Source organism: Streptomyces araujoniae (genome assembly GCF_050871195.1).
In the GTDB taxonomy this organism is placed as follows: domain Bacteria; phylum Actinomycetota; class Actinomycetes; order Streptomycetales; family Streptomycetaceae; genus Streptomyces; species Streptomyces bacillaris.
Genome location: NZ_CP194070.1, coordinates 5,395,668 through 5,418,219, shown reverse-complemented (window position 1 = coordinate 5,418,219; position 22,552 = coordinate 5,395,668). Strand labels below are relative to the sequence as shown.

At 70.1% G+C, this 22,552-nt stretch carries 20 protein-coding genes and 1 riboswitch; of the genes, 13 read left to right on the top strand and 7 right to left on the bottom strand.

The genetic code is table 11. The features are described from left to right. Positions 1-15 precede the first annotated feature (15 nt). The 3 genes from ACQ9ZG_RS23480 (at position 16) to ACQ9ZG_RS23470 (ending at position 1,868) form a co-directional block, all read left to right on the top strand. Positions 16-276 carry a UBP-type zinc finger domain-containing protein gene (locus ACQ9ZG_RS23480; protein ID WP_026237711.1) on the top strand — a complete coding sequence of 87 codons (261 nt, stop codon included), beginning with the start codon at positions 16-18 and terminating at the stop codon, positions 274-276. A gap of 231 nt (positions 277-507) precedes the next feature. Then, positions 508-921 (top strand): ATP-binding protein, encoded by a 414-nt coding sequence (locus tag ACQ9ZG_RS23475; protein WP_014048265.1) that lies wholly within the window; start codon positions 508-510, stop codon positions 919-921. Between the two features lie 23 nt (positions 922-944). Next, entirely contained in the window at positions 945-1,868 is a 924-nt protein-coding gene (locus ACQ9ZG_RS23470; RefSeq protein ID WP_019764656.1) for an RNA polymerase sigma factor SigF, read from the top strand. An 87-nt stretch (positions 1,869-1,955) separates the two neighbouring features. Here the strand turns inward: ACQ9ZG_RS23470 and ACQ9ZG_RS23465 are convergent, their stop codons facing one another. Continuing rightward, a complete protein-coding gene (locus ACQ9ZG_RS23465; RefSeq protein WP_028416312.1) occupies positions 1,956-2,420 on the bottom strand; it encodes a hypothetical protein in 465 nt (154 codons plus the stop codon). Between the two features lie 511 nt (positions 2,421-2,931). On the opposite strand from ACQ9ZG_RS23465, the gene ACQ9ZG_RS23460 reads away from it, so the two are divergent. Both ACQ9ZG_RS23460 and ACQ9ZG_RS23455 read left to right on the top strand, forming a co-directional pair. Then, positions 2,932-3,900 (top strand): diacylglycerol/lipid kinase family protein, encoded by a 969-nt coding sequence (locus ACQ9ZG_RS23460; protein WP_028416311.1) that lies wholly within the window; start codon positions 2,932-2,934, stop codon positions 3,898-3,900. A gap of 319 nt (positions 3,901-4,219) precedes the next feature. Continuing rightward, the gene (locus tag ACQ9ZG_RS23455; RefSeq protein ID WP_003953983.1) at positions 4,220-4,477 is read left to right on the top strand and encodes a WhiB family transcriptional regulator; all 258 of its coding nucleotides are present in this window, start codon (positions 4,220-4,222) and stop codon (positions 4,475-4,477) included. Between the two features lie 169 nt (positions 4,478-4,646). Here the strand turns inward: ACQ9ZG_RS23455 and ACQ9ZG_RS23450 are convergent, their stop codons facing one another. Continuing rightward, positions 4,647-6,113, bottom strand: coding sequence for a PAS domain-containing sensor histidine kinase (locus tag ACQ9ZG_RS23450; protein WP_109915056.1), 1,467 nt, complete (start codon positions 6,111-6,113; stop codon positions 4,647-4,649). A gap of 440 nt (positions 6,114-6,553) precedes the next feature. Further along, positions 6,554-7,645, bottom strand: coding sequence for an SIS domain-containing protein (locus ACQ9ZG_RS23445; protein WP_109917413.1), 1,092 nt, complete (start codon positions 7,643-7,645; stop codon positions 6,554-6,556). 292 nt (positions 7,646-7,937) lie between these two features. Here ACQ9ZG_RS23445 and nagB point away from each other — a divergent pair, with 292 nt between their 5' ends. Further along, on the top strand, positions 7,938-8,723 hold the full coding sequence (nagB, locus tag ACQ9ZG_RS23440) for a glucosamine-6-phosphate deaminase (RefSeq protein ID WP_109917412.1): 786 nt from the start codon (positions 7,938-7,940) through the stop codon (positions 8,721-8,723). A 179-nt stretch (positions 8,724-8,902) separates the two neighbouring features. Here nagB and ACQ9ZG_RS23435 read toward each other — a convergent pair whose 3' ends face one another. The 4 genes from ACQ9ZG_RS23435 to ACQ9ZG_RS23420 form a co-directional block, all read right to left on the bottom strand. Next, positions 8,903-10,432, bottom strand: coding sequence for a glycoside hydrolase family 3 protein (locus ACQ9ZG_RS23435; RefSeq protein ID WP_499281199.1), 1,530 nt, complete (start codon positions 10,430-10,432; stop codon positions 8,903-8,905). Positions 10,433-10,441: 9 nt separating this feature from the next. Further along, entirely contained in the window at positions 10,442-11,302 is an 861-nt protein-coding gene (locus ACQ9ZG_RS23430; RefSeq protein WP_018489088.1) for a carbohydrate ABC transporter permease, read from the bottom strand. Next, positions 11,299-12,303, bottom strand: a complete 1,005-nt coding sequence (locus tag ACQ9ZG_RS23425) for a carbohydrate ABC transporter permease (protein ID WP_109915053.1) — start codon at positions 12,301-12,303, stop codon at positions 11,299-11,301. Before ACQ9ZG_RS23425 ends, ACQ9ZG_RS23430 begins: the two co-directional genes overlap by 4 nt. A gap of 115 nt (positions 12,304-12,418) precedes the next feature. Beyond that, positions 12,419-13,717 carry a sugar ABC transporter substrate-binding protein gene (locus ACQ9ZG_RS23420; RefSeq protein WP_018489090.1) on the bottom strand — a complete coding sequence of 433 codons (1,299 nt, stop codon included), beginning with the start codon at positions 13,715-13,717 and terminating at the stop codon, positions 12,419-12,421. A gap of 279 nt (positions 13,718-13,996) precedes the next feature. Here ACQ9ZG_RS23420 and ACQ9ZG_RS23415 point away from each other — a divergent pair, with 279 nt between their 5' ends. The 7 genes from ACQ9ZG_RS23415 (at position 13,997) to ACQ9ZG_RS23385 (ending at position 22,532) form a co-directional block, all read left to right on the top strand. Then, the gene (locus ACQ9ZG_RS23415) at positions 13,997-14,761 is read left to right on the top strand and encodes a GntR family transcriptional regulator (protein ID WP_018489091.1); all 765 of its coding nucleotides are present in this window, start codon (positions 13,997-13,999) and stop codon (positions 14,759-14,761) included. 273 nt (positions 14,762-15,034) lie between these two features. Next, the gene (locus tag ACQ9ZG_RS23410; protein WP_109915054.1) at positions 15,035-17,260 is read left to right on the top strand and encodes a carbon starvation CstA family protein; all 2,226 of its coding nucleotides are present in this window, start codon (positions 15,035-15,037) and stop codon (positions 17,258-17,260) included. Continuing rightward, on the top strand, positions 17,257-17,460 hold the full coding sequence (locus ACQ9ZG_RS23405) for a YbdD/YjiX family protein (protein WP_084992319.1): 204 nt from the start codon (positions 17,257-17,259) through the stop codon (positions 17,458-17,460). Before ACQ9ZG_RS23410 ends, ACQ9ZG_RS23405 begins: the two co-directional genes overlap by 4 nt. Positions 17,461-17,590: 130 nt before the next feature. Continuing rightward, positions 17,591-18,268 (top strand): hypothetical protein, encoded by a 678-nt coding sequence (locus tag ACQ9ZG_RS23400; protein ID WP_499281198.1) that lies wholly within the window; start codon positions 17,591-17,593, stop codon positions 18,266-18,268. After that, positions 18,268-18,777, top strand: a complete 510-nt coding sequence (locus tag ACQ9ZG_RS23395) for a GNAT family N-acetyltransferase (RefSeq protein WP_109914141.1) — start codon at positions 18,268-18,270, stop codon at positions 18,775-18,777. The genes ACQ9ZG_RS23400 and ACQ9ZG_RS23395 overlap by 1 nt, the downstream gene beginning before the upstream one ends. 52 nt (positions 18,778-18,829) lie before the next feature. Next, positions 18,830-18,964, top strand: a riboswitch (cobalamin riboswitch). A 134-nt stretch (positions 18,965-19,098) separates the two neighbouring features. Continuing rightward, on the top strand, positions 19,099-21,513 hold the full coding sequence (locus ACQ9ZG_RS23390; protein ID WP_028416302.1) for a ribonucleoside-diphosphate reductase subunit alpha: 2,415 nt from the start codon (positions 19,099-19,101) through the stop codon (positions 21,511-21,513). Next, positions 21,513-22,532: a ribonucleotide-diphosphate reductase subunit beta gene (locus ACQ9ZG_RS23385; protein WP_018489097.1), complete on the top strand. Its 1,020-nt coding sequence runs from the start codon at positions 21,513-21,515 to the stop codon at positions 22,530-22,532. Before ACQ9ZG_RS23390 ends, ACQ9ZG_RS23385 begins: the two co-directional genes overlap by 1 nt. The last annotated feature ends 20 nt before the right edge of the window (positions 22,533-22,552 follow it).

The following is a 22,552-nucleotide window of genomic DNA, read 5'->3' as shown; positions in this document are numbered from 1 at the left end:
CGTAACCTGCCCATCATGAGCGAGTGCGCGCACGTAGCGGATCTGCCACGCCCCGAGCCCGAGCCGCTCGGGGAGACCTGCCCCGAGTGCCTGGCCGCCGGGACCCACCCGGTGCAGCTGCGGCTCTGTCTGACCTGCGGGCACGTCGGCTGCTGCGACTCCTCGCCGCTGCGGCACGCCACCGGCCACTTCCGGGCGACCGGTCACCCGGTGATGCGGAGCTTCGAGCCGGGCGAGAGCTGGCGCTGGTGCTTCGAGGACGGTTCGATCGTCTGACGTCTGGGTACGTCAATCCGGCGCCGGTTCTTCGTAATTGGACCCCGCAACCCCCTAGCCACTGTGCGTACTCATGTGTTTACCATGAGTGACGGCCGGGGGGTGGGGTGCGGGCGACACTGCATCATGGATCCGATAGCGTCGCCGAGCTGAGAACCGTCGACCGACCGTATGGCTCCGGGCCACCCTTCCCGGATCCTCGAAAGAGTTTGTGCCACCTTGGAGGTGAGGGTGTCCCAGATCGCAGGCGAGCCCGGGAATCAGGACTTCGTAGAGGTCCGGCTGCCCGCTGCGGGTGCCTACCTGTCGGTGCTGCGAACGGCCACGGCCGGTCTCGCAGCGCGCTTGGACTTCACGCTCGACGAGATCGAGGATCTCCGCATCGCGGTCGACGAGGCCTGCGCGATCCTGCTCCAGCAGGCCGTGCCCGGCTCCGTCCTCAGCTGCGTGTTCCGGCTCATCGACGACTCCCTCGAGGTGACGGTGTCGGCCCCCACGACGGACGGCCGCGCACCCGAGCGCGACACCTTCGCCTGGACGGTGCTCTCCGCGCTGGCCGGCAAGGTCGACTCGACGGTCGCCGACGACCGTACGGTCAGCATCAGCCTCTACAAACAGCGCGGCGCGGGCCCCGGGCCGGCGTGAGCGACGGGAACGGGGACGGTCCTGTGCGGGACGAGACGATCCGAACCGGGGTGGTGCGGCCGACCGGCATCCCGGAGCAGCAGGCCCGGCCGCATCCGGTGGACGGAGCGGACGGGCCTGAGAGCCTCAACGTCGCGGTGGAGCAGTCCCAGGAGCGGGCGGGCCAGATGAGCGAGCACGGGCACCACGATCCACATGACCGCAGCGGGGCCCGCGCCCTCTTCGTCGAGCTGCGGGCGCTTCCCGACGGTTCGCCGGAGAAGGCGGAGCTGCGCAACCGGCTGGTGCGGATGCACCTGCCGCTGGTCGAGCACCTGGCCCGGCGGTTCCGCAACCGCGGGGAGCCGCTGGACGACCTGACGCAGGTCGCCACGATCGGGCTGATCAAGTCGGTGGACCGGTTCGACCCGGACCGGGGCGTGGAGTTCTCGACGTACGCGACCCCCACGGTCGTCGGCGAGATCAAGCGCCACTTCCGGGACAAGGGCTGGGCGGTGCGGGTGCCGCGCCGGCTCCAGGAGCTGCGGCTCTCGCTGACCACGGCCACCGCCGAGCTGTCCCAGCAGCACGGCCGTTCGCCGACCGTGCACGAGCTGGCCGAGCGGCTGGGCATCTCCGAGGAGGAGGTGCTGGAGGGCCTGGAGTCGGCCAACGCGTACAGCACGCTCTCGCTGGACGTGCCGGACACGGACGACGAGTCCCCGGCCGTCGCGGACACGCTGGGCTCGGAGGACGAGGCGCTGGAGGGCGTGGAGTACCGGGAGTCGCTCAAGCCGCTCCTGGAGGATCTGCCGCCGCGCGAGAAGCGGATCCTGCTGCTGCGCTTCTTCGGCAACATGACCCAGTCGCAGATCGCCCAGGAGGTCGGCATCTCGCAGATGCACGTCTCCCGGCTGCTGGCCCGCACCCTGGCCCAGCTGCGCGAGCGCCTGCTCGTCGAGGAGTAGGCGGCGCCCAGGAGCGGGGGCGGAGGCAGGAGCGGGGCGGCGGCCCCGCGTCCCTCTTCCCTGGACGTCTCCCAGGGGCCGTGAGGGTCAGCCCTTCGGGTCCGCGGCCTTCGGGTCCGGTCCGGCGCCCCTGCGCAGCCCCAGGATCTGGGTGGTCGCCGGGTTCACCACGAGCACCAGCCCGGTCACGGCCACCGCCGCCACGGCGATCCCGAGCGGGATCAGCGCCCCCTGGGAACGCAGCAGCGTCCAGGCGACCGGGAGCGCCATGATCTGGGTGATCATCGCCGGGCCACGGCTCCAGCTGCGCAGCAGCATCAGGCCGCGGGCGGCGATGAGCGGGATGGCGCCCAGCGCGATCAGCGTGATGCCGACCGTCTCCGCCTGCTGCGGGCTCTCGGGGCGGCCGAGCACCCCCATGACCACCAGGTAGAGCCCGCCGATCGCGAGCGCGGCGCCTTCGAGGGCATTGATCCCGGCGAGCGCCGTGATCCTGCGCGGGCGCTCGGCCGCGGCGGGCGAGGGGGTGGACGAGGTCGCTTGAGTGCTCACGCCTTTCAGGTTGGCATCCCGGGGGCCCGGAAGTGAAGCCGGGGGGCGCGGGCGCGGCGCACATCACGCACGGACGCGGCTCCCGTCCCCTACGACTGCTGTCCCGCACGGACGCGACGCCCCAGGCCCGTACAAGCTCGGCTCCCACCCCGTACAAGCTCGGCTCCCACCCCGTACAAGCTCGGCTCCCACCCCGTACAAGCTCGGCTCCCACCCCGTACGAGCGCGGCTCCCGTCCCGTACGAGCGTCGCGTCCCCCATGAGGTACGCACGCGACGCCTTGCCGCACACCCGCACGAGACTCCTCGCCGTACGCACGAGACTCCTTGCCGCACATACGTACGCACGCGACGCCGTGCCATGCGTACGCGACGCCGCGCCGCGCCCACGACGAGGCCCCTCCCCCGGCGCCCGCCCGAGCCACCCCCCGTATGTGACGGAGCGTGACCGTCCGGGAGCCCGGCGAACGGCGACTTCAGGGCCGAACCGCCCGGTAGGTACTCTGACGGACATGCGCGCTCTCCTCGTGGTCAACCCGGCAGCTACCACCACCAGTGCGCGCACCCGCGATGTCCTCATCCACGCCCTGGCCAGCGAGATGAAGCTGGAGGCGGTGACCACGGAGTACCGGGGGCACGCCCGGGACCTGGGGCGGCGGGCGGCCGACAGCGACGACATCGACCTGGTGGTCGCGCTGGGCGGCGACGGCACGGTGAACGAGGTCGTGAACGGCCTGCTGCACCGCGGCCCGGACGTGGACGGGGTGCCGAAACTCGCCGTGGTGCCGGGCGGCTCCACCAATGTCTTCGCCCGCGCGCTGGGACTGCCCAACGACGCCGTCGAGGCGACCGGCGCAATTCTGGACGCCCTGGAGAACCGGAGCGAACGTACGGTCGGGCTGGGGCTCGCGGCCGGCACCCCGGGGACCGAGGACGAGGCCGCGCCCGAACGCTGGTTCACTTTCTGCGCGGGTCTCGGTTTCGACGCCGGAGTGGTCGGCCGGGTCGAACAGAAACGCGAGGGCGGCAAGCGCTCGACCCATGCGCTGTACGTACGCCAGGTGGTGCGGCAGTTCGTGAACGAGGCCCACCGCAGACACGGGACGATCACCCTGGAGGTGCCCGGCCAGGAGCCCGTCACCGACCTCGCGCTCTCCATAATCTGCAACACCGCCCCCTGGACCTACCTGGGGAATCGTCCGGTGTACGCCTCTCCGAAGGCCTCCTTCGACACCGCTCTGGACGTCCTCGGACTGAAGCGTCTGTCGACCGCGGCGGTGGCGCTGTACGGCACCCAGCTGCTTACTTCGAGCCCTGAAAGAGGGCCCCGCGGGAAGCACGCCGTTTCACGTCACGACCTCACGGACTTCACCTTGCATTCAAAGGTCCCACTGCCCTTCCAGATGGACGGCGACCACCTGGGACTGCGTACGAGCGTGACGTTCACAGGCGTACGCCGTGCACTGCGTGTGATTGTGTGAGTGGAAGGGCCGAAAGTCCTTTAACTCGAACGTTTGGCCTGGGTCCCACCCCTAAGAAGTGCGCCTGTGACCTAGTCGACACCGAGGAATCAAAAAAAACTTTCCAGAAGGGGTTGTATCCGCAGCCGAGGTTTGCGAATCTCTACATGGCGATCGGGACGGCCCGCAACACCGGCCTCCCTGAGAGCCAGAACCCCTCCTCACCATCACAGACCACACCCAGTGCTCCTGGGAGTCGGCCCGTCATCTGCGGGGGGATTCGTGAAAGCGTTCACATTCACAAGCAACAAGCGTGTAATACCAAGGAGAGGTAGCAGCCATGGACTGGCGTCACAACGCCGTTTGTCGTGAGGAAGACCCCGAGCTGTTCTTCCCCATCGGCAACACCGGTCCTGCGCTGCTGCAGATCGAGGAAGCCAAGGCCGTCTGCCGTCGCTGCCCCGTCATGGAGCAGTGCCTGCAGTGGGCGCTCGAGTCCGGCCAGGACTCCGGCGTCTGGGGTGGCCTCAGCGAGGACGAGCGCCGCGCGATGAAGCGCCGCGCCGCTCGCAACCGGGCGCGCAACGCCAGCGCCTGACCGACGCCCCCCACGAACACGCCTCAGCCAGGCGGCGCGTACAGAGCGTACGCACGGCCCCGCCTTCGAGTCGCAGCGCGCAGTACCCCGGAGCGCATCGCAACGTGAGCAGCACGGAGCGGGCCCGGACCGTCACCACGGTCCGGGCCCGCTCTGCTGTGTGCCGCCGCTACTTGGCGCCGCGCACCGGCAGGTCCAGCACCACCTGGGTGCCGCGCTCCGGCGCCGGGACCATGCCGAACGTGCCGCCCAACTCCCCTTCCACCAGCGTCCGTACGATCTGGAGGCCGAGGTTGCCCGCCTGCTGCGGGTCGAACCCCTCGGGGAGCCCGCGCCCGTCGTCGGTGACGGTGATCAGCAGCCGGGCGTCGGACGGCGAGCCGCCGCGTACGGCGGAGACCTCCACCGTGCCGTGGTCGGCCACCGTGAACGCGTGTTCCAGGGCGTTCTGGAGGACTTCGGTGAGCACCATGGAGAGCGGGGTGGCGACCTCGGCGTCCAGGATGCCGAAGCGGCCGATGCGCCGGCAGGTCACCTTGCCGGGAGAGATCTCCGAGACCATGGCGATGACCCGGTCGGCGATCTCGTCGAACTCGACGCGCTCGTCCAGGTTCTGGGAGAGCGTCTCGTGGACGATCGCGATCGAACCGACGCGCCGTACCGCCTCGTTGAGCGCTTCGCGCCCCTGTGCGGAATCCATCCGGCGGGCCTGGAGCCGCAACAGGGCCGCCACCGTCTGGAGGTTGTTCTTCACCCGGTGGTGGATCTCCCGGATGGTGGCGTCCTTGGTGATCAATTCGCGTTCGCGGCGGCGGAGTTCGGTGACGTCCCGGAGCAGGACGAGCGAGCCGATGCGGACGCCCTTGGGCTTCAGCGGGATGGCGCGCAGCTGGATCACCCCGCCCGCGCCCTCCACCTCGAACTCGCGGGGCGCGTAGCCGCTGGCCACCTTGACCAGGGCCTCGTCCACCGGGCCCCGGGAGGGCGCCAGTTCGGCGGTGGTGGTGCCGAGGTGGTGGCCGACCAGGTCGGACGCGAGGCCGAGGCGGTGGTAGGCGGAGAGCCCGTTGGGGCTGGCGTACTGGACGATCCCGTCGGCGTCGAGCCGGATCAGGCCGTCACCGACGCGCGGCGAGGCGTCCATGTCGACCTGCTGGCCGGGGAAGGGGAAGGCCCCGGCGGCGATCATCTGGGCCAGGTCGGAGGCGGACTGGAGGTAGGTCAGCTCCAGCCGGGAGGGGGTGCGCACGGTGAGCAGGTTGGTGTTGCGGGCGATGACACCGAGGACCCGGCCCTCACGGCGTACGGGGATGGACTCGACCCGTACGGGGACCTCCTCGCGCCACTCCGGGTCGCCCTCGCGCACGATCCGGCCCTCGTCCAGGGCCGCGTCCAGCAGCGGGCGGCGGCCGCGCGGGACCAGGTGGCCGACCATGTCGTCCTGGTAGGAGGTGGGGCCGGTGTTGGGCCGCATCTGGGCGACGGAGACGTACCGCGTGCCGTCGCGGGTGGGCACCCACAGCACCAGGTCGGCGAAGGAGAGGTCGGAGAGCAGCTGCCACTCCGAGACCAGCAGATGGAGCCACTCCAGGTCGGAGTCGCTCAGAGCGGTGTGCTGGCGGACGAGATCGTTCATGGAGGGCACCCGTGGAGCGTACCCGGGGTGAACGGACGTGTTCGAACCGATCGGCCCGGCGGGCCGTGCGGTGGGGTGGGGCGGGCGGAAGGCGATGGACACCGTGCGGTGCGCGGCCAGAGAATGTCGCGCACATGGATGGACACAGGCAATTGGTCTAGTCCACAATGAGTTCACCAAGACCTCCACTCTCCCCGCACAGGAGAGTGGACCGAGGCACCCGGCGCTCTCTGCCCTGACCGCGCAAGGTGCCTCATGTGGCCGGAGGCACCGCACACCGCCGGCCAGGTAGCTCCGGGCTGCGGTGCCGGGCGGGCTGAGGGTCCCGTCCTGGCGCCGCGGCCCGCGGGTGTTTCCGGGGCCGTTCCCGGGGCCGCGCTCCGGCCGTGCGGGCCCCAGGGCCTGTCGGCAGACTGCCGCCTGCCGTGCGACGCCCGGCCCTAGCGGGTCTCCGTCACCTTCGCCAGGGCCCGTGGCGAGTCCGGGTCCTGGCCGCGCGCGATGGTGACCTCGTACGCGAGCATCTGCAGCGGCAGGATCTCCAGGATCGGCTGCAGTTCCTCCGGCACCCCCGGGGTCGGCAGCGCGAAGCCCGCCGACGCCGCCTCCACCTGGGCCTGGGGGCCGACCACGAAGAGGTCCGCGCCGCGCCCGCGCAGCCGGTCCAGCACCGGCTGGAGCGCCTCGCCGCCCCGGCCGTCGGTGACCACGGCGATCACCGGGGAGATGTTGTCGACCATCGCCAGCGGGCCGTGCAGCAGGTCGGCGCCCGAGTAGGAGAGGGCGGGGATGTAGCTGGTCTCCATGAGCTTCAGGGCCGCTTCCTTGGCCGTGGGGTAGCCGTAGCCGCGCGAGGTGATCACCATGCGCTCGGCGAAGCGGTAGCGGGCGGCGAGCGCCCTGACCTCGGCCCGGCGGCCCAGGACCGCGCCCGCCAGGTCGGGCAGGACCGACGCCGCCGCCGTGCCGTCGGCGCCCGCCAGGCCCTCGACGAAGAGGTAGAGGGAGAGCAGGGAGGCCGTGTACGTCTTGGTGGCCGGGAGCGCCTTCTCCGGGCCCGCCAGGATGTCGATGTGGTACTCGGAGACCGCCGCCAGGGCGGAGTCCGGGTTGTTGGTGACGGCGAGGGTGACGGCCCCGGCGTCCCGCGCCGCCTGTGTCGAGGCCACCAGGTCCGGCGATCCGCCCGACTGGCTGACGGTGACCACCAGGACGTCCCGCAGATCGGGCTTGGCCCCGTACGCCGTCGTGGTGGACATGGAGGCGAGGCCGCAGGGCAGGCCGAGCCGGATCTCCAGCAGGTACTTGGCGTAGAGCGCCGCGTTGTCGGAGGTGCCGCGCGCGGTGAGCAGGACGAAGCGGGGCTTCCTGGCGGCGATCTCGGCGGCCACCTCGCGGATGCGGGGCGCGCCCCGTTCGAGGATGCGCCGCAGCATCGCGGGCTGCTCGGCCATCTCGCCGGACATGAGGCGGCCGGGCGCGTCGCCCTGGTCCTCGGGGGTGTCCGGGGCGGGCGGAGGGGTGGCGGGCATAGGAGGCCTCCCGTGCGGTGTCCTGCGGTGGTGTGGGGTTCGTCCGTGCGTCCGGGAGTCGCCGCGCCCGTACGCACGCACGGGTACGGAACCGCCGCGGGCTGCGCCGCCGGCACCGTACGGGACAAAGTCGACCAGGCAAACGCCGGGTCCGCCAGTGGGAGGGCGCGGGGGCCGTGGGCGGGCGGACCGATGCGTGGGACACCGGCCGCACAGCTGGCCGATTCTGCTAGATTGGGCCTTTGATTGGTCTATACCACACGGTTTCTCTCATCAGATCGGCAGGCAAAGCGTGGAAGTTGTCATCGTCCCGGACGCCACGGCAGGCGGCGAGCTGATCGCGGAGGCCATCGCCTCCCTGCTCAGCCGCAAGCCCGACGCCCTGCTCGGCGTTGCCACCGGCTCTACCCCGCTGCCCATCTACCGCGCGCTGGCGGCCAAGGTCGCGTCCGGGGCCGTCGACGCGTCGCGCGCCCGTATCTGCCAGCTCGACGAGTACGTCGGGCTGCCGGTCGGCCACCCGGAGTCGTACCGCTCCGTGGTGCTCCGTGAGGTCGTCGAGCCGCTCGGGCTCTCCGAGGCGTCCTTCATGGGCCCCGACGGCGCCGCCGAGGACGTCCAGGCCGCGTGCGAGGCGTACGACCGGGCGCTGGCGGAGGCCGGCGGGGTCGACATCCAGCTGCTCGGCATCGGCACCGACGGGCACATCGGCTTCAACGAGCCGTGCTCCTCACTCGCCTCGCGCACCCGGATCAAGACGCTCACCGAGCAGACCCGGGTGGACAACGCGCGCTTCTTCGACGACGACATCGACCAGGTGCCGCACCACGTGATCACCCAGGGCATCGGGACGATCCTGGACTCCCGGCACCCGATCCTGCTCGCCACCGGCGAGGGCAAGGCGGAGGCCGTCGCGCAGACGGTGGAGGGGCCGGTCGCCTCGGTCGTCCCGGCCTCGGCGCTCCAGCTGCACCCGCACGCGACGGTGGTGGTGGACGAGGCCGCGGCGTCGAAGCTGAAGCTGGCGGACTACTTCCGCGCCACGTATGCGGCGAAGCCGGCTTGGCAGGGGTTGTAGGCCGTACGCCTGTACGCGCGGGAAGGGCCAGGACACCATGAGGTGTCCTGGCCCTTCCCGTTGTGCCGCCCGTCCGGCGAGAGGCTCTGTCCTCGATCGCCGGACGGGCTTGATTTTCGGCCTTGCGGCCTCGTCCTCGAACGCCGGACGGGCTGGAAGTGTCCTCCCGGCCGACCCCGCTACGGGGTCGTGCCCGTCACCGCTTCCACCGCCGCCTGGCCGCAGACGCGGGAGGCGCCGTGCGTGACCACGTGCAGGGAGCCGCGGGGAGTGGCCTCCGGGAGGCCCATCTCGACCACGACCGTGTCCGGGCGGGCCGCCAGCAGGGCGTCCAGGGCCTGGGCCATCCAGGCGTGGCGGTGTTCGTCACGGACGACGGCGACGATGCGGCGGTCACCGGCCGCGGCCAGCACCTCGGCCGCCGGGTCGGCGGTCTCGCCGGTGTACCGGCCGCCCTCGGTGCCCGGCCGGAGGCGGGCGATCCCGTCGGCGATGCCCCAGGGGGTCTCGTCGCCGACCGCGATGTTCGCCTCCGTGGCGAACTCCGCGACGTGGGCCGGACCGGTGAGCGGGTCGCCGGTGCCGGTGACCCGTACCGCGCGGCGGGCGGCCACCAGGCCGACGTCGGAGCGGACTCCGGTGCCGGGCGCGGTCCCCTCCTGCACTTCCGCGCCCGGCTCCGGGACATCCCCCCGGGCCCCCTGCGTCCAGGACGCGAGGGCTCGTACACGGGCGGCCGCGTCCGCGAGCCGCTCCTCGGGCAGTTCCCCGCTCCGTACCGCCCCCACGAGGGCGTCGCGCAGGGCGACCACCGTCTCCTCGTCGGCCAGCCCGCCGCCGACGCAGATCGCGTCGGCGCCCGCGGCGATCGAGAGGACCGCGCCGCGCTCGATGCCGTAGGTCTTGGAGATGGCGTCCATCTCCAGGCCGTCGGTGACGATCAGGCCGTCGTAGCCCAGCTCCTGGCGGAGCAGACCGGTGAGGATCTGCGGGCTCAGGGTGGCGGGGCGGTCCGGGTCGAGTGCGGGAAGCAGGATATGCGCGCTCATCACGGATTTGGAACCCGCCGCGATGGCCGCCCGGAAAGGCAGCAGCTCACGGGCGTGCAGGGTGTCGAGATCCACATCGATGCGGGGCGTCGCCAGGTGCGAGTCGACCGCGGTGTCGCCGTGGCCGGGGAAGTGCTTGGTGCAGGCGGCGACGCCTGCGGCCTGGAGCCCCTCCACGTACGCGGCGGTGTGCCGGGCCACCAGGGCGGTGTCGGCGCCGAAGGAGCGCACGCCGATGACCGGGTTGCCCGGGTTGGAGTTGACGTCCGCGGACGGGGCCCAGTTGAGGTTGACCCCGCACGCCGCGAGCCGGCGGCCCAGTTCGTGGGCGACGGCCCGGGTGAGGTCGGTGTCGTCGATGGAGCCGAGGGCGAAGTTGCCCGGGAACGAGGAGCCTTCGTTGACCTCCAGGCGGGTCACGTCGCCGCCCTCCTCGTCGATGGCGACGAGGACGTCGTCCCGCTCGGAGCGCAGGCGCGCGGTGAGGGCGGCGAGTTGCTCGGGCGACTCGATGTTGCGGCCGAACAGCCCGACGGAGGTGAGCCCCTCACCGACGCGGCGCAGCAGCCAGTCCGGTGCGGTGGTTCCGGTGAATCCCGGCTGGAGCACCGCGAGCGCGTCACGCGTCAGGGTGTCCGTGGTGGAAACGAGGGTGGTCATGGGCCCGCACTATCCCTTCACAGCGCCGGAGGTGAGGCCAGCGGCCATCTTCTTCTGGATGATCATGAAGAAGATGACGACGGGCAGGGCGATCATGGTGGAGGCGGCCATGAGTGCGCCGTAGTCCGTTCCGCGCTCGGTGGTGAAGGTCATCAGCCACACGTTGAGCGTGTACTTGGAGTTGTCGTTGATCAGGATGTACGCGAAGAGGTACTCGTTCCACGCGTTCACCAGGGCGAAGATCGACGCGGCGGCGAGCCCGGGGGCGAGCAGCGGGAAGACCACCTTCCGGAAGGCGCCGAAGCGGGTGAGCCCGTCGACCATCGCGGACTCCTCCAGCTCCACCGGGATGTTCACGACGAAGCCGCGGATCATGATGGTGGCGAAGGGCAGCGTGGAGACCAGGTAGACGACGATCAGGCCCCAGTACTCGTCGATCCCGCCCATGGCGTTGAGCTGGGCGTAGATCGGGATGAGCATCGCCGTCGGCGGCAGCATCTGCACCAGGATCATGATCAGGAGCAGAGGCTTGCGGCCGAAGAAGCGGAACCGGCCGATCGCCAGCGCCGCCAGGGTCGCGATGATCATGCCGCCGACCACCGCGGTCACCGCGACGATCAGGCTGGACTGGATGGCGGTGGTGAAGTTCGGCTGGTCGATCGCGCGGGTGAAGTTGTCGAAGGTGATCGACGTGGGCCACAGCTTCTGGTCGTAGCTGCGGATCTCCTGGTTGGGCCGCAGGGAGCTGATGACCAGCCAGTAGACCGGGAAGATCATGACGACGGCGATGCCGAGGCCGATGATGTCCAGGTGGAGCCGGCTCTTCTTCCGGTCCGGGCGCAGCGCCGGTGTCTCGGTCGTGCTGCTCATTCGACCTCTCCTGTCTTCATGAGCTGGCGCAGGTAGTACACGGCCACACCGGACAGCAGCAGCACCGTGATCAGGGCGATCGCGGAGCCCTGGCTGAAGGAGGTGGACTCGAACGCCTTGGAGTAGGAGTAGAGGCCGAGGGTCTCGTACTCCGGCTCGGGCTTGTTGCCGCGCAGCAGCCAGATCTGGCCGAAGACGTTGAAGTCCCAGATCACCGAGAGGGTGGCGACCATGGTGAAGACCGGCTTGATGACCGGCCAGGTGACGAACTTGTAGATCCCGTAGGCGGTGGCACCGTCGAGCGCGGCGGCCTCCTCCAGTTCCTGGGGGACCTGGGTGAGGGCGGCGTACAGGGTGACGACGACGAACGGGATGGCGCCCCAGACGACCAGCAGGGTGATGATGCCGAAGCCCTGGACCGGGTTGAGGTACCAGTTGTGGCCGAGCCAGTCCTCGCCGACGACCTTGGCGATCAGCGTGTTGATCAAGCCGTAGTCGGAGTCGGCCATGAACCGGAAGATCGAGGCGGCGACCATCAGCGGCATCGACCAGGCGGCGATCAGCGCCACGGTCAGGACGAGCCTGACCCAGGTGGAGAGCTTGCGCATGAGCAGGGCGACCAGCAGGCCGATGCCCATCGTCAGCGTCACACAGATCGCCATGAAGACGATCGTGCGGAACGTGACCCACCAGAACTCGGGGTCCCCGAGGATGTTGGTGAACTGTTCGAAGCCCACCCAGGGGGCGGGCTCTCCGGACCACAGTTCACGGCGGCCCATGTCCTGGAAGGACATGATGACCGTCTTGCTCAGCGGGTAGAGGTAGACGGCGGCGATCGCCACGATCGCCGGGAGAATCAGGAAGTAAGGGAGGAGTTCCCCCTTCTTCCGCTTTCTCTTCTGTACCCGGGGCGCCTCGTCGGGGGACGAGTTCCCGGTCGGCTGCGGGCCGGGCGGTATGGGGACCGGCGGCCCGACGGCCTTGGTATCAGCGGCAGACACGTGGCTGACCTTCCATCGCGGGTCCGGGGCGGACCCCGGAATTCACGGCGTGCACTTACGAGAAGAGGGCGGGGGCCCGGCATCTCTGCCGGGCCCCCGCCTGGCGACCGGAAGGTCAGGCCTTCTTGTTGATCAGAGCGTTGACCTTGTCGTCGGCCTTCTTGGAGGCGTCGGCGACGGAGGAGCCCTTGAGGATCTCCAGGAGCAGGTTCTCCAGGATCTCCTCCTTCTCGACGGAGGCCCAGCCGGGCGCGATCGGCGTGAACCAGGCGTCCGGCACCGCGTTGGCGATGGCGGCCGTCTCCGGCTTCGACTTCAGCGGCTCGAGCTGCTTCTCGTTGTTCGGCAGGACGTTCTTCGAGGCGAGGACCTCGCCGCCCTTGGCGTTGGTGTAGAGCGCGATCCACTCCTCACCGAGGTCCTGGATCTTGGACTTGGAGATCGTCGCGAGGTCCGAGCCGCCGATGAAGGACGGGAGGGCCTTGCCCTCGGGGCCGGGCATACCGGCCGTGGCGATCTTGCCCTCGAGCTTCGGGTTGCCGTTCTCGCCGCCCGTGACGCTGCCGGCCTCCCAGGCCTGACCGTAGATGACCGCGGCCTTCTCGTTGGCCATGACGTTGGCGTGGTCCTGCTCGTCCTTCGTCTGGTCGGCCTTGTTGTACTTCTTGACCAGGTTGACGTAGTGCTCCAGGCCCTTCTGCGCCTCGGGCGTCGACAGAGCGGACTTCCACTCCTTGGCGCCCTCGTCGTAGGTGGCTATCTGGCCACCGTAGGCGGCGACGTAGGACATCGCGGCGTACCAGTAGCGGCCGGGGAAGTACAGCGAGGAGGCGCGCTTGTCCTTCTTGCCCAGCTCGGCGGAGACCTTGTCCATCGCCGCGAGGAACTCGTCCTCGGTCTGCGGAAGGGCGTCGCTGCCGGTGCCGGCCTTCAGCATGTCCTTGTTGTAGACGGCGAGGCGAGCACTCGCGTAGTAAGGAACGCAGTACGTCTTGCCTTCGAAGGTGCAGGTGTCCTTCAGACCCTTGATCCAGGTGTCCGAGTTCTCGTACTTGCTGGGGTCGATTTCCCCGAGCGCACCATTCAGGATGTACTGCATGGTCTCGGTGTTGCCGAGTTCGACAACGTCCGGGAATTTGTCGCCACCGAGGGAGGTGTCCAGCTTCTTGACCTTGTCGGCCCACTGCTGGTACTGAACCTTGACGTTGACGTTCGGGTACTTCTTGTTGAACTCGGCGTTGGTGTCCTTGACCAGCTCGGGCCAGGTGGACTGGGCCTCGCCCATGAGCCAGACGGTCAGAGTTTCCTTGCGGTCCTTCGGGTCCTGCGACGACGCCGAGTCGTCGGAGCCACACGCCGCGACCGAAACCAACATGCCCGCGACACCGATCGCCGCGATGAGCTTGCGCTTCACGTCAAACCCTCCTCAGGGATGCTGCAACCCCACCCACCGCGAAGACATTCGACGAGTTCTGCTGGGGCTGGACCTGGTCTTTAATGGTTTAGACCAGTACCGGGAGCTTGGCCTAGACCTTTAGGGGTGTCAAGGGTGTATAAGAAGTGCACTCGCGTCCGTTATAGGACCGACACCTAAGGGAGGGCGACGACCCGTGACCGGACCGTGCCACCATGTGAGCCGCGACAGACGGAGGAGCCGGTGACGGCAGCAACGCAAGCGTCGGGAAGGCGGGCCATGGGTGCCGACGGCGGCAGTTCGGGGAGCGAGACCGGTAACGGTACGCGCACCGCACGCGTACCGAAGTACTACCGGCTCAAGCGGCATCTCCTCGACATGACCGACACCTTGCCGCCCGGCACCCCGGTGCCGCCCGAACGCACCCTGGCGGCCGAGTTCGACACCTCGCGCACCACCGTGCGCCAGGCCCTGCAGGAGCTGGTCGTCGAGGGCCGGCTGGAGCGCATCCAGGGCAAGGGGACCTTCGTCGCCAAGCCGAAGGTCTCCCAGGCGCTCCAGCTGACCTCGTACACGGAGGACATGCGGGCCCAGGGCCTGGAACCGACGTCCCAGCTGCTCGACATCGGCTACGTCACGGCGGACGACACGCTCGCCGGACTGCTGGACATCTCGACGGGCGGCCGGGTGCTGCGCATCGAGCGGCTCCGGCTCGCCAGCGGGGAGCCGATGGCGATCGAGACCACCCACCTTTCGGCCAAACGCTTCCCGGCGCTGCGCCGTTCGCTGGTGAAGTACACCTCTCTCTACACCGCGCTCGCCGAGGTGTACGACGTCCGCCTGGCCGAGGCCGAGGAGACCATCGAGACCTCGCTCGCCACCCCGCGCGAGGCCGGGCTGCTGGGCACGGACGTGGGGCTGCCGATGCTGATGCTCTCCCGCCATTCCATCGATGGCCAGGGCGAACCCGTGGAGTGGGTGCGCTCGGTCTACCGGGGTGACCGGTACAAGTTCGTGGCCCGCCTGAAGCGGCCGACGGACTGACCGCACACGGCGCGCACAGCACGGACGGAACAAGGCGGCAGGTGGTGGCCCCGGGGAGGACGATCCCCGGGGCCACCACCTGTTTTCGGTCAGACCCGGTTCCGGCGGCCCCGGGTGAACCGATCCCCCCTCACATCCGTGTCCCTACCGCGGAACTTCGGTGGAAACATCGGCGATACGCGACCGGTATGCGGACAGGGGTTCCGGAGAGCGGCCGTACCACCTAGATTTCGCGCACGTTACGACAGTGATCACGCGAGGGGACGGATCGATATGCCGGAATCGCCCACACCAGCACCACCGGTTCCACAGGCGCCGGGACGGCGGTCGCTGACCCCCAGGTCCATCGTCGTCTGGAGCCTGGTCGCCCTAGTCGGGGCCATCGGCTGGGCCACCCTGGCGCTCTCGCGGGGTGAGGAGGTCTCCGCCGCCTGGATGCTGGCGGCGGCGCTCGGCTCGTACGCCATCGCGTACCGCTTCTACTCCCGGTTCATCGCCAACCGGGTGCTGAAGGCGGACAAGAACCGCGCGACCCCGGCCGAACTGCAGGACAACGGTGTCGACTTCCACCCCACCGACCGCCGCGTCCTCTTCGGCCACCACTTCGCCGCCATCGCCGGGGCCGGTCCGCTGGTCGGCCCGGTGCTCGCGGCCCAGATGGGGTATCTGCCGGGCACGATCTGGCTCGTCGTCGGCGTCATCTTCGCCGGTGCCGTCCAGGACATGGTGACGCTGTTCTTCTCCACCCGCCGCAACGGCCGTTCGCTCGGCCAGATGGCGCGTGACGAGATAGGTCCGGTCGGCGGGATCGCCGCCCTGATCGCCGTCTTCATCATCATGATCATCCTGCTCGCGGTCCTCGCGCTGGTCATCGTGAACGCGCTCGCCCACTCCCCGTGGGGCGTCTTCTCCATCGGCATGACGATCCCGATCGCCCTCTTCATGGGCGTCTACCTGCGCATCCTGCGGCCCGGCAAGGTCAGTGAGGTCTCCCTCATCGGCGTCGCGCTGCTGCTCCTCGCGATCGTCGCGGGCGGCTGGGTGGCCGAGTCCTCGTGGGCGGACTTCTTCACCCTGGAGCCGGGCACGCTGGTCATCTGGATGATCGTGTACGGGTTCCTCGCCTCCGTGCTCCCCGTCTGGCTGCTGCTCGCCCCGCGCGACTACCTCTCCACCTTCATGAAGGTCGGCACGATCGCGCTGCTCGCCCTGGGTGTGGTGGTCGCGCTGCCGACCCTGAAGATGCCCGCGGTCACCGACTTCGCCTCCAGCGGCTCGGGCCCGGTCTTCGCCGGTTCGATGTTCCCGTTCGTCTTCATCACCATCGCCTGCGGCGCCCTCTCCGGCTTCCACTCCCTGGTCTCCTCCGGCACCACGCCGAAGATGGTCCAGAAGGAGACGCAGATCCGGGTGATCGGCTACGGCGCCATGCTGGTCGAGTCGTTCGTGGCGATCATGGCGATGATCGCGGCCTGCATCATCGACCCGGGGCTGTACTTCGCCATCAACGCACCCGTCGGTGTGATCGGTGACAGCGTCCAGTCCGCCTCCGAGGCCGTCGCCAACTTCGGCTTCACCATCACCCCGGACGCCCTGGCCCAGGCCGCCAAGGACGTCGAGGAAGCCAGCCTGCTCTCCCGGACCGGTGGCGCCCCCACCTTCGCGCTCGGCATGGCGGAGATCTTCTCCGCGGTGATCGGCGGAACGGCGATGAAGGCGTTCTGGTACCACTTCGCGATCATGTTCGAGGCGCTCTTCATCCTCACCACCGTCGACGCCGGAACCCGGGTCGGGCGCTTCATGCTCCAGGACATGCTGGGCAACGCCTACAAGCCGTTCCGCGAGGTCAGCTGGAAGCCGGGCGTCTGGTTCGCCAGCGCCGTCGTGGTCGGCGGCTGGGGCTACTTCCTCTGGGTCGGCGTACACGACCCGCTGGGCGGCATCAACCAGCTCTTCCCGCTCTTCGGCATCGCCAACCAGTTGCTGGCCGCCGTCGCGCTCGCCGTCTGCACCACCCTGCTGGTGAAGTCCGGCCGCCTGAAGTGGGCCTGGGTCACCGCCGTACCGCTCGCCTGGGACGTGGCGGTCACCCTCACCGCGAGCTGGCAGAAGATCTTCTCCCCGGACGTGAAGGTCGGCTTCTTCGCCCAGCGCGACAAGTACCAGGCGGGCATCGACGCGGGCGAGGTGCTGGCCCCCGCCAAGTCCATGGACGACATGCGGACCATCGTCACCAACTCCACCGTCGACGGGGTGCTCTGCGCGCTCTTCGCCCTCCTCATCATCGTCGTCCTCGTGGACGCCGGCCGGGTCTGCTACAAGGCCATCCGCGACCCGGAGACCGTCAAGCTCCACGAAACGCCGTTCGTGCAGTCGAAGTTCGTCGCCCCGGCCTCGCTCTTCGCCACCAAGGAGGAGAAGGCCGAACTGGCGGAGGCCGGAGTCGGCCCCGAGGGCGGCCTGCGCAAGGAGCCGGCCGGGACGGGGAGCCGGACATGACCGTCGCAGACGTCCGGCGGGTGGCGGGGCGGATCCGTTTCTACGTCCGCGAGCTGACCGGCGAGGCCGCGTACGACCGCTATGTGGCGCACGCCAGGTCACACGATCCGGACGCGCCGGTGATGAGCCGCCGCGCCTTCGAGCGCAGCCGTACGGACGCCCGCGAGGCGGACCCCCGCGAGGGCTTCCGCTGCTGCTGACCCCTGTCGGCCGATCGGGGCCGCCGCACCCCTTCCGGGGCGCGGCGGCCCCTTTTCGCGCCCCGGGCGAGCCCGTCCGCCGTTCGGTCCCCCGGTGCGCGGAGCCCCGACCGTACGAAAGGATGTGCCCATGGCATCGCACATCCGGCGGCCCCGGCTCCGCCCCCTCCTCCTGGCCGCGGCCCTGGCACTGGCGGCGGTCACGGGCTGCGGCACCGCGCCGGCGCCCGGTTCGGAGCCGGCGGCGGAGCGGAGCCCTTCGGCCGGACCGGTGCCCGACCGGGCGGAGCTGGAGGCGCGGGCGGGCGCGGCGCAGCTCGTCACGGACCATGTCTGGGTGACCGGGGCCGCGGGCTACGCCCTGGCGCGCCAGTCGGTCGGGGTGCTCGGTGACGACGGGTTCGGCAGCTCCTACACCGCGCCGGACGGCGGTCTGTTCCAGCTGTCGGTGGAACGCCGCCCGCACGCCGTGGCGGAGTGCACGGGTGCCGCCGCGCCCGCCGGCGGCACGGAGCCCCCGGAGACGTGCGAGCGGGACGGCGAACACTGGTACCGGGCCACGGAGTCGGACCACGCGTACGCCCGGGAGCGGGGCGGGCTCGTGATCACGGTGAGCGGGGCGCGCGAGAGGGTGGACCGGGCGACGCTGCGGTCGGCGGCGCGGGCCGCCCACCGCGCCGACGACCACGAGCTGGACCGGGTGCTGCCGCCCGCCGGGGGCGGCTTTGGACAACGGCCCGTCGAGCGCGGCGACCTGCCGCCGGTGGGCGACGGTGCCCCGGACAACGAGGTGGGAGCGAGCGGCTGATGGATCTGACGATCAGGGTGGCGGAGCCCGCCGAGTACGCCGTACTCGGCGAGATCATCGCCGAGGCCTACCTCGGCGACGGTCTGCTGGACGGCCCGGCGGACCCCTACCTCCTCAAACTGCGGGCGGTGGCACAGCGGGCGGCCGAGGCCGAGGTGCTCGTGGCGCTCGACGCGGACGGGGTGGTGGTCGGGGGTGTGACGTATGCCGCTCCCGGCACTCCGTGGCGCGATATCTCCGGTCCGGACGAGGCCGAGTTCCGGATGCTCGCCGTGGCCCGCGCCGGGCGGGGACGGGGCGTGGGAGAGGCGCTCGTCCGGGCGTGCGTCGAGCGGGCCCGGTCCGCCGAGGGCGTCCGGGGGCTGGTGCTGTCGACGCAGCCGGCCATGCTCCCGGCCCATAGGATCTACCGTCGGCTCGGCTTTCTGCGGACCCCTGAGCGGGACTGGGAGCCGGTTCCTGGCCTGCGCCTCATGACCTTCCGGCTGGAGCTGGAGACGGCCTCCTGAAGGGCGCAAGCAATCAACGCGACACAACATGTGGGGGCCGCATCATCTGGCGGCCCCCACATGTATGCTCGACCTCGCTGTCGCCGCAGGGGAATCCGGTGCGAATCCGGAACTGTCCCGCAACGGTGTGATCAGTGTGCTTTTGCACACCCGAAGTCCGAAGACCTGTCGACAGTACGTCCGGCTCGCCCGAACCGGACGGTAGACGTCCGGGCCTCGCGGATGGGCCGGTGGACGCCGTAGCAGTGCTGCCTTGTCAGGCATCGTGCTGCCCGGTTTCCCCGCTCGCCGCCGGCCCCCAGCCGAGCGAGGGAAAGCCCAGTGACCATCGCGCCCGCCGATCCGGTTTCAGCCACCGAATCCGCTGCCTCCACCGCGTCCGGAGAAGGCACGACCGACGGACCCGGGACCGCCCTGCTGCGGACCCTGACCGACCTCACCGTCGATCTGCCCGACACCGACCCCGGACGGGTCGCCGCCTCCGCGCTCCGCGGGCGCAACGCCCGCTCCGACGAGGCCGAGTTGCGCACGCTGGCCACCGAGGCGGCGGCGGGCCTGATCTCCGAGGACCCGGCGTACTCCAGGCTCGCCGCCCGGCTGCTGACCCGGACGATCGCCGAGGAGGCCGCGAGCCAGGGCGCCACGTCCTTCTCCGCCTCGGTCGCCGTCGGCCACCGCGAGGGCCTGATCGCGGACCGCACCGCCGCCTTCGTGGAGCTGCACGCCGAGGCGCTGGACGCGCTGGTGGAGCGGACGCTGGCCGAGGGCGCGGACGACCGCTTCGGCTACTTCGGCCTCCGTACGCTGCACAGCCGTTACCTGCTGCGCCACCCGCTCACCCGTCAGGTCATCGAGACCCCGCAGCACTTCATGCTGCGCGTGGCCGCGGGCCTCGCCGAGGACGAGTCGGTGCGCGCGCTGGACGAGGTCGCCGCGCTCTACGGGCTGATGAGCAAACTGGACTACCTCCCCTCCTCCCCCACGCTCTTCAACTCCGGCACCCGGCACCCGCAGATGTCCTCCTGCTATCTGCTGGACTCCCCCAAGGACGAGCTGGACTCGATCTACGACCGCTACCACCAGGTGGCGCGTCTGTCGAAGCACGCGGGCGGCATCGGCCTCTCCTACTCCCGTATCCGCGCCCGGGGTTCGCTGATCCGGGGCACCAACGGGCACTCCAACGGCATCGTGCCGTTCCTCAAGACGCTGGACGCCTCCGTGGCGGCGGTGAACCAGGGCGGCCGGCGCAAGGGCGCGGCGGCGGTCTACCTGGAGACCTGGCACGCGGACATCGAGGAGTTCCTGGAGCTGCGCGACAACACGGGTGAGGACCAGCGGCGTACGCACAACCTCAACCTGGCGCACTGGATCCCGGACGAGTTCATGCGCCGCGTCGACGCGGACACCGAGTGGTCGCTGTTCTCCCCCGCCGACGTGCCCGAGCTGGTCGACCTGTGGGGCGACGAGTTCGACGCGGCCTACCGCGCGGCCGAGGCCAAGGGCCTGGCCCGCAAGACGATGCCGGCGCGTGAGCTGTACGGCCGGATGATGCGGACCCTCGCCCAGACCGGCCAGGGGTGGATGACGTTCAAGGACGCCTCCAACCGGACCGCGAACCAGACCGCCGAGCCGGGCCGGGTCGTGCACTCCTCGAACCTGTGCACGGAGATCCTGGAGGTCACCAACGACGGCGAGACGGCCGTCTGCAACCTGGGCTCGGTCAACCTGGGCGCGTTCGTGGCCAACGGCTCGATCGACTGGGAGCGCCTGGACGCCACCGTCCGTACGGCCGTGACCTTCCTCGACCGGGTCGTCGACATCAACTTCTACCCGACCGAGCAGGCCGGGAACTCCAACTCCCGCTGGCGGCCGGTCGGCCTGGGCGCCATGGGCCTCCAGGACGTCTTCTTCCAGCTGCGCCTGCCGTTCGACTCCCCGCGGGCCCGCGCCCTCTCCACGCAGATCGCCGAGCGCATCATGCTCGCGGCGTACGAGGCCTCCTGCGACCTGGCCGAGCGCTCGGGCCCGCTGCCCGCGTGGTCGGAGACGCGTGCCGCGCGCGGTGTGCTCCACCCCGACCACTACGACACCGAGCTGAACTGGCCGGAGCGCTGGGACGCCCTGCGCGCCCGGGTCGCGAAGACCGGCATGCGCAACTCGCTGCTGCTCGCCATCGCGCCGACCGCGACGATCGCCTCGATCGCCGGTGTGTACGAGTGCATCGAGCCGCAGGTCTCCAACCTGTTCAAGCGCGAGACGCTCAGCGGCGAGTTCCTCCAGGTGAACGCCTACCTGGTGGACGAGCTGAAGAAGCTCGGCGTGTGGGACGCCCGCACCCGTGAGGCGCTGCGCGAGGCCAGCGGCTCGGTCCAGGGCTTCGCCTGGATCCCCGAGGACGTGCGGGCGCTGTACCGCACGGCGTGGGAGATCCCGCAGCGCGGTCTGATCGACATGGCGGCGGCCCGTACGCCGTTCCTCGACCAGAGCCAGTCGCTCAACCTGTTCCTGGAGACGCCGACGATCGGCAAGCTCTCCTCGATGTACGCGTACGCCTGGAAGCAGGGGCTGAAGACGACGTACTACCTCCGCTCGCGCCCGGCGACCCGGATCGCCCGTGCCGCGTCCGGCCAGGCGGCGGCCGCCGCCCCCATTCCCGTACAGCAGGCGACGGCTCCCGACGCGGACGCCATCGCCTGCTCCCTCGAAAACCCCGAGTCCTGCGAGGCCTGCCAGTAATGAGCACCACGAACAACGAGAAGAACCTGCTCGACCCGGGATTCGAGCTGACCCTGCGTCCCATGCGGTACCCGGACTTCTACGAGCGCTACCGGGACGCGATCAAGAACACCTGGACCGTGGAGGAGGTCGACCTCCACTCGGACGTGGCCGACCTCGCCAAGCTGTCGCCGGGTGAGCAGCACATGATCGGCCGGCTGGTGGCGTTCTTCGCGACCGGCGACTCGATCGTCTCCAACAACCTCGTGCTGACGCTGTACAAGCACATCAACTCCCCCGAGGCGCGGCTGTACCTGTCGCGGCAGCTCTTCGAGGAGGCCGTGCACGTCCAGTTCTATCTGACGCTGCTGGACACCTACCTGCCCGACCCGGACGACCGGGCGGCGGCGTTCGACGCGGTCGAGGAGATCCCCTCCATCCGCGAGAAGGCGCAGTTCTGCTTCAAGTGGATGGACTCGGTCGAGACGATCGACCGCCTGGAGACGAAGGCCGACCGCCGTCGCTTCCTGCTGAACCTGATCTGCTTCGCGGCGTGCATCGAGGGGCTGTTCTTCTACGGCGCCTTCGCGTACGTCTACTGGTTCCGCTCGCGCGGCCTGCTGCACGGCCTCGCCACGGGCACCAACTGGGTCTTCCGTGACGAGACGATGCACATGAACTTCGCCTTCGAGGTCGTGGACACCGTCCGCAAGGAGGAGCCCGAGCTCTTCGACGACGCGCTCCAGCAGCAGGTCACCGACATGCTGAAGGAGGCCGTCGAGGCGGAGCTGCAGTTCGGCCGCGACCTGTGCGGCGAGGGTCTGCCGGGCATGAACACCGAGTCGATGCGCCAGTACCTGGAGTGCGTCGCCGACCAGCGGCTGGCCCGCCTGGGCTTCCCGACGGTGTACGGCTCGGAGAACCCGTTCTCCTTCATGGAGCTGCAGGGCGTCCAGGAGCTGACGAACTTCTTCGAGCGCCGCCCGTCCGCCTACCAGGTGGCGGTGGAGGGCTCGGTCGGGTTCGACGACGACTTCTAGGCCCGTTCCAGAACCTGAAA

Bases quoted from the DNA above. Each gene is read 5' to 3' on its own strand.
- ACQ9ZG_RS23480 (WP_026237711.1), top strand. From the start codon at position 16: ATGAGCGAGTGCGCGCACGTAGCGGATCTGCCACGCCCCGAGCCCGAG.
- ACQ9ZG_RS23460 (WP_028416311.1), top strand. From the start codon at position 2,932: ATGCGCGCTCTCCTCGTGGTCAACCCGGCAGCTACCACCACCAGTGCG.
- ACQ9ZG_RS23455 (WP_003953983.1), top strand. From the start codon at position 4,220: ATGGACTGGCGTCACAACGCCGTTTGTCGTGAGGAAGACCCCGAGCTG.
- ACQ9ZG_RS23450 (WP_109915056.1), bottom strand. From the start codon at position 6,113: ATGAACGATCTCGTCCGCCAGCACACCGCTCTGAGCGACTCCGACCTG.
- ACQ9ZG_RS23445 (WP_109917413.1), bottom strand. From the start codon at position 7,645: ATGCCCGCCACCCCTCCGCCCGCCCCGGACACCCCCGAGGACCAGGGC.
- ACQ9ZG_RS23435 (WP_499281199.1), bottom strand. From the start codon at position 10,432: ATGACCACCCTCGTTTCCACCACGGACACCCTGACGCGTGACGCGCTC.
- ACQ9ZG_RS23430 (WP_018489088.1), bottom strand. From the start codon at position 11,302: ATGAGCAGCACGACCGAGACACCGGCGCTGCGCCCGGACCGGAAGAAG.
- ACQ9ZG_RS23415 (WP_018489091.1), top strand. From the start codon at position 13,997: ATGGGTGCCGACGGCGGCAGTTCGGGGAGCGAGACCGGTAACGGTACG.
- ACQ9ZG_RS23410 (WP_109915054.1), top strand. From the start codon at position 15,035: ATGCCGGAATCGCCCACACCAGCACCACCGGTTCCACAGGCGCCGGGA.
- ACQ9ZG_RS23405 (WP_084992319.1), top strand. From the start codon at position 17,257: ATGACCGTCGCAGACGTCCGGCGGGTGGCGGGGCGGATCCGTTTCTAC.
- ACQ9ZG_RS23400 (WP_499281198.1), top strand. From the start codon at position 17,591: ATGGCATCGCACATCCGGCGGCCCCGGCTCCGCCCCCTCCTCCTGGCC.
- ACQ9ZG_RS23395 (WP_109914141.1), top strand. From the start codon at position 18,268: ATGGATCTGACGATCAGGGTGGCGGAGCCCGCCGAGTACGCCGTACTC.
- ACQ9ZG_RS23385 (WP_018489097.1), top strand. From the start codon at position 21,513: ATGAGCACCACGAACAACGAGAAGAACCTGCTCGACCCGGGATTCGAG.